Annotated in this window: 6 protein-coding genes; 5 read left to right on the top strand and 1 reads right to left on the bottom strand. The window is 45.0% G+C overall.

Annotation, left to right across the window (positions count from 1 at the left end):
* The 3 genes from FT12353_RS03060 (at position 1) to FT12353_RS03050 (ending at position 3,355) form a co-directional block, all read left to right on the top strand.
* A complete protein-coding gene (locus FT12353_RS03060) occupies positions 1–1,188 on the top strand; it encodes a pyridoxal phosphate-dependent aminotransferase (RefSeq protein ID WP_203618326.1) in 1,188 nt (395 codons plus the stop codon).
* 91 nt (positions 1,189–1,279) lie between these two features.
* Entirely contained in the window at positions 1,280–2,590 is a 1,311-nt protein-coding gene (gene asnS, locus FT12353_RS03055; protein WP_203618324.1) for an asparagine--tRNA ligase, read from the top strand.
* A gap of 63 nt (positions 2,591–2,653) precedes the next feature.
* Complete coding sequence (locus FT12353_RS03050; protein ID WP_203618322.1) at positions 2,654–3,355, top strand: DnaD domain-containing protein; 702 nt, start codon at positions 2,654–2,656, stop codon at positions 3,353–3,355.
* Positions 3,356–3,397: 42 nt separating this feature from the next.
* Here FT12353_RS03050 and FT12353_RS03045 read toward each other — a convergent pair whose 3' ends face one another.
* On the bottom strand, positions 3,398–3,694 hold the full coding sequence (locus FT12353_RS03045) for a hypothetical protein (RefSeq protein WP_059393150.1): 297 nt from the start codon (positions 3,692–3,694) through the stop codon (positions 3,398–3,400).
* Positions 3,695–3,720: 26 nt separating this feature from the next.
* Between FT12353_RS03045 and FT12353_RS03040 the strand changes: the two genes are divergently transcribed.
* Entirely contained in the window at positions 3,721–4,860 is a 1,140-nt protein-coding gene (locus FT12353_RS03040) for a THUMP domain-containing class I SAM-dependent RNA methyltransferase (protein ID WP_203618558.1), read from the top strand.
* Between the two features lie 275 nt (positions 4,861–5,135).
* Positions 5,136–14,156, top strand: coding sequence for a DUF1542 domain-containing protein (locus FT12353_RS03035; RefSeq protein ID WP_203618315.1), 9,021 nt, complete (start codon positions 5,136–5,138; stop codon positions 14,154–14,156).
* Positions 14,157–14,234: the final 78 nt, after the last annotated feature.

Here is a 14,234-nt window from a genome sequence, read left to right as displayed (position 1 = left end):
ATGTTGCAAGCAAGTGATTTTTCAAAGCGGGCCCAAGCCGTTCAACCCTCAGCCACACTCGCAGTTTCTAAAAAAGCCAAGCAGATGGCGGCTGAAGGGATTGATGTGATTAACCTTGGCGTTGGGGAACCTGATTTTACGACGCCCAAGGCTATTAGTGAAGCAGCTATTGAAGCCATCGAAGGCGGTCAAACTTCTTTCTACACGCCCGTCGGTGGGATTTTACCATTAAGAGAAGCCATCGCTGAACAAACGACCAAGAAAACGGGTCAGGTTTTGTCGGCTGACCAAGTGACGGTCACTTCCGGTGCCAAGTTGTCTTTGTACACGATTATGCAGGTACTCCTAAACCCTGGTGACCAAGTTGTAATGCCCGAACCCTATTGGGTTTCATATGTTGAACAGGTTCGCTTGGCGGGCGGGGTTGCCACAACCGTTAAGCCCAAGACGGCAGCGATGAAGTTGACGCCAGCTGACCTCGATGAAGTTGCCGGACCTGTGAAGTTGATTATCCTTAATAATCCTTCCAACCCAACTGGCCAGGTTTATAGCCGGGCTGAAGTGCAGGCGCTTTTGGACTGGGCCGATGCCCATGATAGTTTCCTTTTGTCTGATGAAATTTATGGCCAATTGGTTTATAACGGGCAAACGTTTACGTCAGCTTTGTCTTTGAAGGAAATCAAGGACTCCCGCTTGATTATTGTCGATGGGGTTTCAAAGTCCTATTCGATGACCGGTTGGCGCCTTGGTTGGACGATTGCTGATGAAAAAATCATTGCCGAAATGAATAAACTTTTGGGTCATATGACTTCGAATCCGGCCGCCGTTAGCCAATATGCCGCCTTGGCCGCCTTAACGGTTGACCAACAGATGGTCGAGGATATGCGGACTACCTTTGAGAGTCGGTTGAATGCAACCTACGATAAGTTAACAGCCATTCCGGGCTTGTCTGTCGCGCAAAAGCCAGAAGGGGCCTTTTACCTCTTCTTTAAGGTTGATCAAGATCTTTTGGACAAGATGGGCCTAAAGTCAACGATTGACTTTGCCACTGCGCTCTTGGAGCAGGCCCATGTTGCCATTCCGGCCGGTGAAGGTTTTGGAATGCCAGGCTATTTGCGTCTATCTTACGCCAAGGACCAAGCAACCATTAATGAGGCCCTTGACCGTATTTTGGCTTTTGTTCAGTAAGTTTTAGTCCTAGTTGACGACTGCCAAAATTTTTATCATAATAAAGTTAATAAGTAAAATGTGAGGAGTAGGGCGTTAGCCCGAATAATTTATGAGTGAAACAACGATTCCAACAATCCAAATTGTCGATGCACCAAAGTACGTCGGCCAAACGGTAAAAATTGGTGCCTGGTTACGGCAAAAGCGTGGGTCCGGAAAGATGGCCTTCTTGCAATTGCGTGACGGAACTGCTTTTTTCCAGGGCGTGGTCGCCAAAGCTGACGTTTCAGGGGAATTGTTTAATTTGGCCAAGGATTTGAAGCAGGAAACATCATTGTATGTGACCGGCGAAATTCATGCAGATGATCGGTCATCATTTGGCTACGAAATCAGCATTACCGGATTAGAAGTCATTGGTGAAAGCCATGATTACCCAATCACGCCCAAGGAACACGGTACAGAATTTTTGTTTGATGAGCGCCACCTCTACTTGCGTCACATCAAGCCATTTGCCACATTGAAGATTCGCAACACCTTGATTGCAGCCACATACGAATTCTTCAACCAGGAAGGTTTCATCAAGTTGGATGCCCCCTTGTTGACTGGTTCTGCCCCCGAAGGAACAACCGACTTGTTTGAGACCGATTACTTTGGTCAATCAGCTTACTTGTCACAAACAGGACAATTGTACGCCGAAGCGGGTGCTATGGCCTTTTCAAGGGTCTTTACTTTTGGACCGGCCTTTCGTGCTGAAAAGTCAAAGACGCGTCGTCACCTAACAGAATTCTGGATGATTGAGCCGGAAATGGCCTTTATGCACCAGGAAGAATCTTTGGAATTGCAGGAACGCTATGTTGCTTTCTTGATTGAAAAGGTTTTGGAAAGAAATGACCAGGAATTGGACTTGTTAAACCGTGACAAGGATTTGTTGCGCTCTTATACACAGTTACCATTCCCACGTGTTTCTTATGATGATGCCATCAAGTTGTTGCAAGAAAACGATTTCGACGTTGAATGGGGTGTTGACTTTGGTTCGCCTGAGGAAACGTTCTTGGCCAACCATTTTCACAAGCCTGTCTTTATTGTTAACTTCCCGAAGGCCATCAAGGCCTTTTACATGAAGCGCCATCCAGACCGTGATGACGTCGTTATTTCGGCTGATTTGTTGGCACCGGAAGGCTACGGCGAAATCATTGGTGGATCCGAACGTGATACGGATTACGATTATTTGAAGGCTCAGATTGAAAAAGAAGGTTTGGACATGGACGAGTACGGTTGGTACTTGGACTTGCGTAAGTATGGTTCTGTGCCACACTCAGGCTTTGGCCTTGGTTTGGAACGAATGGTAACTTTCGTGACTGGCGAAGAACATATTCGCGAAGCCATTCCATTCCCACGGATGACGCATCGTTTGCGTCCATAAAGCAGATAAAAAGCGCCCAAGGGTACCTTGGGCGCTTTTGTAACGATTGATAAGGAGGGTTTGATGGACGATAAATTACAGGCCTTCTTGCAGGCCGGCAGTACCAGCCTGGAAAACGCTTTACTGGTGCATTACCAGGATTTGGGTTTTGACAATGATGATTTGGTCCTTTTCTTGCAGGTGAAACGCCTCCAAGACCAGGGCGACCAAGCCGACCCGAAGGTCGTTGCTCGGATAATGAAAGTCACGGAAAAAACGGTTGTTAGCCGACTGATGTCGATGGTTGATCGCGGGTTAATGAAGGTTGCCGGTCAAGGCCGCCAGGGTGAAATCTATGATTTTTTACCACTTTACGACCGCTTGCTACACGGCCAGGGTCTTAGGCCGGCTAATAATGTTGTTTCGGCTGGTGAAAAAAGCCGTCAAGAAGTGGTCCGAATTTTACAAGGCGAGTTTGGTCGCAACCTATCACCGCTGGAAATGCAAACGGTGGCTCAGTGGTTTGACCAAGACCACTTTGATCCAAACATGATGGTCTTGGCGATTCAAGAAGCAGTCGCCAATAATGCTCGGAGTCTGCGTTACATTGAGGCCATCCTAGTGAACTGGCAACGTGATAATTTGACCTCACCCCAGGCGGTTCAAATCGCCAAAGAAAAACGCCGTGGTGTCGTTTATCAAGCACGACCTACTAACGGTCAGAGTCAACAGCAACCCGAAAAGAATCAGCCAATTGTGCCAACTTTTAAGTTAGATGACCTATAAAAAGAATTGAAAACTTATTTAAAGACTGAGAATCGCTTGGTTTTATTGTAAAATTAAGCGACCGAGGTTATCCTGGTGAAAACCTAGTAGAGGTTTGGGACCAGTCTGGTCGACCAGACAAGCCAGTTTCGTTTTTGGGCTGACCTGGCTGAGTCGCGTTTGCAGTTGGCCAAGTGTCAATGGCTTTTTCCCAGCGACAAAGGCGATTTCGCTTTGTTGGTTGAAAAAGCGTAATTGGGCCAGGGGCCTGATTTGGTCGCGGTCGTCTTTGACTTGGCCAAACACTTCGGTTTGATTTGGTAGGTAAGTTGTCAGGGCAAAGAATTCACTGAGTATCATAGTATTTATATTATAAAAGGAAAATGATGGAAAAGAAATATCGTTTAATGGCAACAGTTGCGGCGGGCTTGGAGTCCGTCTTAGGCCAAGAATTAAAGGACCTGGGCTTTGATGTTCAGGTTGAAAACTACCGAGTCTTCTTTGAAGGGACTCAGGCCGATATTTTACGGGCTAATTTGTGGCTCCGGACTGCCGACCGATTGAAAATTGTGATTGGCTCCTTTCATGCCACAACCTTTGATGAGCTTTTTGAGGGCATCAAGGCTTTGCCAATGGAGGATTACCTTAATTACGATTCGGAATTCCCAGTTGCCGGTCGTTCTCAAAAATCAGCCTTGCACTCGGTGCCAGACGTTCAGTCAATCACGAAAAAAGCAATTGTCTCCCGTTTGCAGGAAGCCTTTCACGTTCGGACTCGCCTACCAGAAACCGGCTTTTTTGCACAATTAGAAGTGATGGTGACCAAGGATGAAGTCATGTTGACTTTGGATACAACTGGGCCATCGCTCTTTAAGCGTGGTTACCGAGTTGAAAAGGGGCCAGCGCCATTGAAGGAAAACTTTGCGGCGGCCTTAGTGCTGTTAACTAATTGGAAGAAAGACTTACCCTTTGTCGATCCAACCTGTGGTTCTGGTACAATTCCAATTGAAGCTGCTTTGATTGGTCGTAATTTAGCACCAGGTTTGACCCGTGACTTTGATATCGAAAAGATGGATTGGTTTGACCACACCCTTTCAGATACGATTCGTGATGAGGCCGAAGATCAAGCTGATTACGACACGCCATTGAATATTCGCGGTTATGATATTGATCCGAAAATGGTCAAAATTGCCCAAGAAAACGCTAAGCATGCGGGTTTGTCTCAAGACATTACCTTTGAGGCGCTGGCTGCTGGTGATTGGCAACCGGAAGAAGAGCGTGGCGTCTTAGTGGCGAACCCACCATACGGTCAACGACTCGGTGAACTTGAAGAAGCCGAGGGGCTTTATAAACAGATGGGAGCGGTTTATAGTCGTCTGCCTTATTGGTCGAAGTACATCCTAACATCTGACCTATCATTTGAAAAAGTTTTTGGTCAAAAAGCGACGAAAAAACGCAAACTGTTTAACGGGCAGTTACGAGTCGATTATTTCCAGTTTTGGGCTAAAAAAGCCGAAAAAAAGTAAAATATTCCAAATCAGAATAAAAAATCAGCAAAAAAGATTGTCATTTGACAATCTTTTTTTTGTGTTTATTTTTTCAATTTATTTTCTTAAAATTAATAAAAATTAAAAAATGATAGTGCTCTTTTCTTGAAGAAGATTGAAAGCGCTATTGTTGCAAAAGTGTTGGTTTTAAAATAGTAAAAGAAACCGTTTTCTTTTTAAATTTGTCTTTTTATAAAGCAGCCTTTATAATCAAATTGCAACAAACGAAAACAAAGTAAAGGAATGTAAAAATAATGGATACAAATATCAGGAAAAAGTATACGATTTACCAATCACGCCGCGCTTGGCTGGTTGCATCGAGCGTCTTAGTTTCAAGTGGTTTGACTTTAGTGGATGGCGACCAGCAGATTAGCGGTCATGCTGCTCAAGTTCAGAAGACAGAAAATGTTCGAGCTAATGACGGTCAAGAACAAAATGACGGCCAATTGGCTGCCAGGGTGAACTTGGACCAAGCTGATTTTGGTGTTGATGTCGACACCGAGGATAACGACAAGAGGGAAAATGAGGCAGATGACGATTTCACTGTTGATAATCCGCGCCCTGAGCGCCGCCACCAGGGACCAGGAACGGTTGTGGTCGTACCAGAAAATCCAAAGGACAGTGCAGATAAGCAAAAGGAACCGGATAAAGAGGATTCACAGTCAAAGCAGAATCAAAAGCCAGTTGACAAGGGTGACCAGCAAAAAACTCCAGGAGAGACTGATGTAGCACAACAGCCATTGCCTTCGCTGTATGAGCAAACAACCGATGCTTACGAAAAATTAGTCACTGCCTTAAAAACAAGCGAACCGAATTTAAACGGCGGTGGTGATGCTGTGTTAGACAGTGATCAGAGTCATATCGCCCAAGCTGGACAGATGATTTTTGGTGAACCAGATAAGTCGTTACTCGGCTTGACCGGCATTAAAAATGATTATTCCAACGTTTCCGAAATGCACTTAATGGTTGATGACTCGTTCACTCAAAAAATAACAGAACACGTCAAAGAAATTTTTGGTGAAAATCAGAAGACGACAAAAACGAGCTACTTCCCCATTCAAAATTCCCTTGTGTTGGGCGGAGGCATGCCGTTGACGGCAAATATTTATCCTTCAAATGATCCGGTTTTAAGTCCCGGACGCTATTACAAGATGTTACAGGCGACCTTGAGTTCTGTTGCGAATGTGCTGAGTGCTGGCATGGTGGATGATAAGCTAACAAGCAACTATGACCGTGGCCAATATGGGGTTTACCTGCGCGTCGCGGTGCCACGAGGTGTCGATCCAAACGAATTTGTCAAAACACTCAATTTGGATAGTACTCGCTTTGCGGCTGAAATGAACTTTAATGCCACACTTGGCTTAGACCGACTGACCAATATGGTGCCTGGCCTGAATCAAATTTTGTCTCAAAGCTTGGGTGTGCCATTTAGTGGTAATGTTGGTTCCCTCGTTGATGCCGTATTAGGTAAGACAGTTGCTCAGTTAAACGAAAAGTATGGCACTAATTTGTCCTTCAAAAATTCAGACAGCCCGTTTTATCCAATCACCATTTATCCAAAAGCAACGAAGGTTAGCAATCAGGATGACCCTGTTGCTGTCTATTTGTTGGTTCGTGGCGATGAATTGAATCGCTATAGTGGTGCAGTGACTGAGGCCAAAATTATCCTGACGAAGTTCTTTATGGAGACGCTGTCTTGGGCTGGCAACATCAAGGGTGGTGCCTATGGTTACCTGAACTTTGATTTAAACCGTTACCCAGGTAATATGAGTAGTCAAGAAATGGAAAAACATTATAATGCCGATGGGGAACACCAACAACGGCTGGCAGACCTGGAGGTTTATGCTGACAATAGTCCGTATAAAATTCTGACTCGCCACCAGCTGCCTCCGCAAAAATTTGGTCACGCTTTTTTGTCGTTGAACCTGATGGATAGCAACGATATGCTTTCACGGTCAAGCCATGATTATGGTAAAGAAGGGGATTTGGGTCGTGACATTGCACTGAAGCGAGCCGACCAAAAAGAAGTTCACCCATTACCATTATCAAAAGTGCCCACATGGCGGGCCTACATTTCGCTTTTTGACCAAAAGAAAGTTTTAAATACAAAGGAAGTGGCTGGTCATTCTGAAGAGTGGGAAGAAGTTAATCACCAAGAGCGGGTTTTGCCGGGTCAGGACCTTGACCATCGTGTTGTGACATTAGCTGATGGGCAGAATTTTTATGATCAAGCATCGCGGTTTGACCGAGTAATTGATTATTTTGACCACCAGGTACTGCTCGATGAACAAGGTTTCCATCCAAGCCAAAACGTTCAATCACTGCGCTTAGCACGGTCCGTGGACCCGGCTGGTCAAAGGACTAGTCGGGAGGATTTTGCCATCTATAATCGGCCATTTACGGTTTACTATAGCGGTGAAATGACGCTGAAAAACGGTGAGGTTGTACCATTGCGACCAACAAAATTAACGGTCTTCCAGGAAAATCAGGCTCTGCAATCAGCGCTTGATGGTCAGCGGAATTCCGCTTTTGAAACGATTAACAAGCAAGCTGAGTATCTTTTTAGTTTGATTAAGCATTTGACGCCAAAATTATTGGATCAAGTAGTTGCAGACTATGGTCAAAAAATTCAAACGATTGTTAGTGAAGCAAATCAAAAATTAAACCAAAGTCAAACAACGGACGATGTTCGTTTGGTACAAAAAGACCAGCTTGATCAATTGCTGGCCATTCAAAATCAGGCAACGGCAAAGCACCAAATAACACCAGCGGTACTAAATACAAATCGCGACTTAGCTTACCAACAAATCGATCAAGAAGCGCTCACAACCAAGGTAACGATTAATAATGCTGCGGAATTGACTCAGGAACAAAAACAAGGGTTAATTGACCAAGTCGAAACGATTGTCCAAACTGGGAAAAATGATGTTGGTCTGGCGCCAGATGTTGAATCAGCTCGTCGTGTCTTGGATCGGATTATCGAAGCATTACGAGCAATATTCTTAGGTAAGGCCGGCAAAGAAGAGGCTAAGGTGGCTTTAGCACGAGCTGGGCAAGAAAAGAAACAAGACTTTGCTAAAATTGCCCATGTCGACCACCAAAGTTTACACAAACAAGAAAAAGTGGTGGACCATGAAGTCGACTTTTACCAGAAACGAGTTGGCCAAGCTAAGACGACGGTTGAACTGGCTCGGACATTGGCGGATGGCTTACATGCCATCAATGACGTTGCTAATCCTGATTTGCAAATTGATTATCAACCGGTCAGTCTCGATGAAGTGAAGGTTGCGGTGGTTGCCCTTGAAGAAAGGGGACGGTCGACTAAAAAGCGTTTTGAAGAAATTGACCATACAGAACCAGCAAGCCTGTTGAGTCAAGAAAAATTGGTAACCGAAGCGGTTAATCAAGGATTAACGGCTATTCACGATGCCAAAACGAAGCAAGAACTGAAAGTGGCATTAGAACAGGCACTAGTAGCAATCAATGGCGTTGCCGAACCACAGTTAATCAAAGAATTTCAACCAGTTTCGGCAGCTGATCGTAAACAAGCGATGGATCAAGTAGCGGCTGCCGGTCGACAAAAAAAGCAGCAATTTAAGAAAGTGGCGCATGTTGAATCCGATAGTCTCAACCAGCAAGAAGACCTTGTAAATCAGTTAGTTCAAAAAGCAACTACGGCTCTTCAAAAGGCCAAAACCAACGGCGACTTAAACGGTATCACGGCAAAGGCGGTTAAAGATATCAATGCGGTTGCTAATCCAACTAAGATGGTTGCTTATCAGCCGGTTAGTCAACATGATATTGACCGTGCAGTGGCGATTTTGCAGCAAATCGGGCAAGAAAAAAGTGATTCCTTCAATCAAATTATCGGTGTCGATCCAATGAGCTTGGCTAATCAGCAAGCTAAATTGAATCTGATAATTTCTAATGGTATTGAGAAATTAAATCGAGCGGAAACGAACCGTGAATTTGAGCAAAGCTTCCAAAAGACGTCCCAAGCTATTCGTGCTGTTGAAAATCCAACGATTCAAGAAATATTGAAGGAACCAACGGCAGATGATAAGGCCTTGTCGATTAGGTTCTTAGAACAAGCTGCCCAAGACCAACGTGACCTTTTCCAAAATGTTGCACACGCTGACCAACAGAGCTTGGCGCAGCAACTGTCAATTTTAGAAAAAGCCCTCAAAGCTGGAACACAAGCAATTAACCAAGCAAAGACGAGGGGAGAACTCGCCAAGGTCAGCGACCAGGCACTAATTCAGATTAGGGCGGTAGCGAAGCCTGAGGTGGAATTTGCTTACCAAGAGGCGACCGCTTACGATGTTGGTGTGGCCTATGGCAAACTTGTAAATATTCTTTCGGCCAAGCGCAAGCAGTTTGCAGCAATCTTGCACGTTGATCCAATTAGTTTGTCGAAGCAACTCCAACTTTTAGACTTGATTAAAAAATCCACGACGATCGAACTGAATCAATCGATGATTCAAAAAGACATTCAGGTAGCCTACGACAAGGGAGTACAGGCTATTAATTTGGTTGCAGCGCCAAAAATTTTAAGCGAATACCAACCGGTCACGGCAGAGGAACGCCACCTGGGTGAACAGACCTTGCGAAATGCCGGTGAGGCAAAAAAGGCTGATTTTGCAGCTATTAGTCATGTTGAGCAAGATAGTTTACGGGCTCAGCAATCAGTTGTTGATTCAGTTTTAGCAACTGGATTACAGGCATTGCAAAAAGCAAAAGCTGCTGGTGCCTTTCGAAAAGCTGTAGCCGACAACCTTGATCGCATTCAACGAATCGAAGAACCTTCAATTCAAAAGGATTATCAGCCGGTAACCGATATGGACCGTTACTTAGCACGGCAGGCAATTAACCATGCTGGTGAGGCCAAAAAGCAAGCCATTCTTGCTGTCGAACATGGCGAGAAAAAGAGCGTCCAGCAGCAAGTTAAAGCGGTGCAGCAAGCGATTACACGGGCACAGCAGGATGTTGCTCAAGCGGCAGTTCAAGGTGAATTAAAGCGGGCTGTTCAAGCTGGTTTTGATTCGATTGCTAAAATTGCCGGACCAGCACTGGAAGTGGAGTACCAACCAAGCACCAAGGCTGATCAAAATCAGGCGCTTGTGGCCTTGAATCAAGCAGCAGATGATAAAAAAGCCACTTTTGCCGCCATTGATCATGTTGATTCGGTTAGTCTGTCCTTACAGTCAGGTTTGATTGAAAAAAACCGAGTGAATGGCCAGCAGCTGCTATTGGCTGCCAAAACCAAGAAAGACCTTCGCCAAAGTTTGGCGGATGCTTTAACGCAAGTTGACCATGTGGCTGATCCAATCAAGGAAATTGGTTATCGTCAAGTCGAAGCGAGCAATCAAGTAGATGCCAAGGAGCAGTTGAAGACAGCCGGTGAGGCTCAAAAACAAAAGTTTGCATCTTTGGTAGGCGTTGATCCTGAAAGCTTGGCCAAACAACAGCTTTTAGTTGACCAAGCAGCAGATACTGCAAGTCAGGCTGTTGACCAGGCACAAACAAATGGGGAGCTAGTCACTGCTTGCCAACAGGGACTGACAGCGATTCGTCAAATTGCCGCACCTGTTGTTTTGGAAGAACTGAAGCCAGCAACGATAGCTGATAAAAAAATGGCTAAGGATTATCTTAGTCAGGTTGTGGCACAGCGCCAGGAATCTTTCCGGCAAATCAGTCATGTGGATCAGGCTAGTTTGACTCAGCAATTACAGTTATTGAACCAAGCTCTGGCGCAGGGACAAGAAGCCATTGACCGAACGGCAACTAAGGGGGATTTGAACCAATCTGTCACACAGGCTGAGCAGGCGGTAACTAGTATTAGTCAGCCAACCCTGCTTCCGTTGTTCCGGCCGGCCGGCCAGGAGGAAAAATCAGTTGTCGATGACCTATTGGAACGGCAGGCCAACCTGAAAAAGGAGCAATTTGATGCAGTTGCCCATGTTGACTCTGGAAGCCTCAACCAACAAAAACAGGCCGTTGATCAAGCGTTGGCACAGGCACGCGATTTAGTTGCTAAGTCCAAAACCAAGCAGGATTTGAACCAGGCATTAGCAGCTGGTTTGCAGGGTATTCAGGATGTTGTCGAACCGGTCGTTCAAACGCAATACCGTTCAGTTACCAAGGATGATCGTAATCAAGCGCTGGAAATTCTTAACCAGGCCTTTTTGAAAAAACAGGAGCATTTTGCCGACATTAAACATGTGGATGATCAAAGTTTAAAGGCGCAAGTTGCTGCCCTGAAGGCTGCTCGAAAAACAGCAATTGCGATTCTTTCAGCTGCTGAAAACCAAGGACAGTTGCGGACCGCCTTGCAAGCAGGGCTAAGCAGCTTGAACCAAGTGGTCGACCCAGAAGTACAGTTGGCTTATCGACCAGTGGCTCCAGCTGATAAAATCAGCATCGAAAAGATATTGACCCAGTACGGTCATGCTAAGCAAGAGCGATTTTCTAAGATTACTCATGTTGACTTGGAGAGCCTCAAACAGCAACAGCAACAAATTGATCAAATTCTGAAACAAGCTAAGGAGGCGCTGGATCAAGTAAAGTTGAATCAAGAATTAACCGCTGTCCAAAAGCAGGCAGTGGCAAAGATTGACTTAGTGGCTGATCCGGTTCTGATTTTTGCTTATCAAGCAGTTACCGACCAAGAAAAAGCGAAGGCAGCACAACAGCTTAGCGCTGCTGGCCAGGCAAAGAAGGCCACTTTCTTGGTCATTGACCATGTAGATCAGCAAAGTTTGAAAAATCAGTTGGCCCAGCTGGCATATGTTTTGCAAACCGGCCATCATTCAATTAAAAAGGCAACGGTTCACCATGAACTTGATTCAGCAATTAAGCAAAGCTTAGCTGATGTACAGGCAGTGGCGAAGCCAAATCTAGCACCCGAATATCGCCAAGCGACAGCCGACCAGAGGGCAGATGGTCAGCAGACGTTATCGGTGGCTGTTAAAGAAAAGATAGGACGTTTTGAAGCCCTTGATGGTGTTAATCGCGCCAGTTTGTTGGAACAGAAGACACTGTTGACAGGTGTTATGAAGCACTATTCTGCTTTGATTGATCAGGCAGAAACTGTTCACGATGTGCATGAGCTTGTCAATAAGGGCTTGCAAGATATTAACCAAGTTGCACAGCCAAAGCAAAATTGGCAGGATCAAGCGGTTAACAAAGAAGAAATGCAAGCTGCTATCCAGGATGTAACGTCAGCGGGTCAAAATCGAATCCAAGACTTTGGGCAAATTACAGGAGTTGACCCTGATGAGCTGACACAGCAACAGCAAGCCGTGAATAAAGTCGTCAAGGAAGGACTGGCTACGATTAGTTTGGCCAAGAATCATGGCCAATTAAAGACTGCGGTTATTAAAATTAAGGAAGCCATTCAGGCGGTTCAATCACCGCAAATTCAATGGATTTTCCGACTACCGACTGATGCAGATCGGCAAAAAGCCAAGGGGGAAGTTCAACAAAAGGCAATTGAGCAAAAGAAAATTTTCGAAAAAGAACCAGGGGTTGATACTGAATCATTAGCAAAGCAAGAAGCCACTATTGATCAGATCGTTCAGCGGTCCAATCAAAAACTTGACGAAGCCACAGTGAATGCCAGCCTATTAGCCATTGAACAAGAAGCAATAGATGCCATCGAAGCGGTTGGTCAGCCAGATATGATGCGTTCTTTCCAGCCAGTTGATATTGATGAAGCTAACCGTGCCAAGGGTGCGATTCAAACCGCAGGAGATGAGCTGAAGCAGCGGTTTAATGCGATTGAAAATGTTGATCCAGGTAGCCTCCACCAACAAGTGGAACGGATTGATCAGTTAATGGTAGCTGCAAATAAACGGATTAATGATGCCAATACGAATGCCGATGTTGACCAGGTTCAAGAAGAGACTTTGGATGATTTTGCCATGGTTCCAGCACCAAGTACTTTGACGCCTAAGCGCGAAGAACGGACCCAAGCGCATCGGGCAATCGACTGGGCTGGTGCTAAGAAACAAGCGGAAATTGATCAGGTACCAAATTATGATTTGTCAATCTATCAAGCGACTATTAATCAATTACGAGAAGCAATGGACCAGGCGCACCAAGCAGTTGACCAAGCAAAAACTGGTCAAGATTTAACAGAGCAATTAACAAAATTTGTGAAGACGATTAATGCTCTCACGGTGCCAAAAGCTAACCAAGAACAGCCTAACCAAGCGGTTATTCAGGCGGCCAAGCAACAGATTGACTGGGCAGGTGCTAAAAAGCAGGCAGAAATCGATCAAGTACTAAATCCTGATGTATTAGCATATCAGGCTACCATTAATCAATTACGAGGTGCAATGTCCCAAGCGCACCAAGCAGTTTCTGAAGCAAAGACTGGTCAAGACTTAACGGATCAATTAACAAAATTCTTGAAGACCATTAATACTCTAACGGTACCGGTCGCTAACCAAGCTCAGCCTAGCCATGCTGAAATTCAGACAGCTAACCAACAGGTAAATCAGGCTTTCGAAAAGAAGCGAACAGCGATAGAGGCCGTAAGCAATGCTGACAAGCAGTCTTATCAAACGGCTATTAATCATTTACAAAAGGCGCTTGAACAGGCTTATCATGCAATTAGTCATGCAAAAACTCTGCAAAGCCTTGATGGGGATGTCAAGGCGGCGTTGAAGACAATCGAAACAATTGCTGAACCAATTGTTAGTCTAACCAATTCAGCTGCTTTGCCAGTTGATTCAAATACTAAGTCTGGTACTGATGACAAGTCAGTTATTATTCCTACTGATTCTGATACTAAGTCTGGTGTTCAACCATCTACTAATTCAGAGGTGGAAGAGAAAACAGCCGTGCCAGCCAATTCATCTACGCAATTAAATACAGATAAGGAGAAAGCAGTAACACCAGCTACTCCAGCTGTTGCACCGGAGACAGATAGGGAGGAAACAGCGGTACCTGTTACTCCATTTGTTGAATCAAAGACGGATAAGAAGGAAACAGCAGTACCAGCCAATCAGACCTCAGCATCGAACGTCGATGACAAGCAAGTGGCCACATCAGTGAAAATTAGTGATAACAAGCTGGCGCAATCCTTAGTCCAGCAAGCTGAAATAACGAAGTCAAATCTAGGAGTGCAAGAGTTGTTAACCCATTTGTCGGAAAATAGTTCTGCAACAGCAAAGGATAGTCAAATTCAGCAAAAGCAGGAGACAACGATTAATCAAAATGGCACTGGTCAGCACCATCAAAATGGTGACAATTCAAACAATCCAATTTAATTAGTGCTCTGCCAAAGACGGATTATGGTCATACAAAGAATCAAACATCAGTGAAAGCAACCATCTTGACCACTTGGT

This window comes from Fructobacillus tropaeoli (assembly GCF_016860625.1).
In the GTDB taxonomy this organism is placed as follows: Bacteria; Bacillota; Bacilli; order Lactobacillales; family Lactobacillaceae; genus Fructobacillus; species Fructobacillus tropaeoli.
The sequence above is the reverse complement of the archived record's forward strand: the minus strand, read 5'-3'. Positions and strand labels throughout refer to the sequence as shown.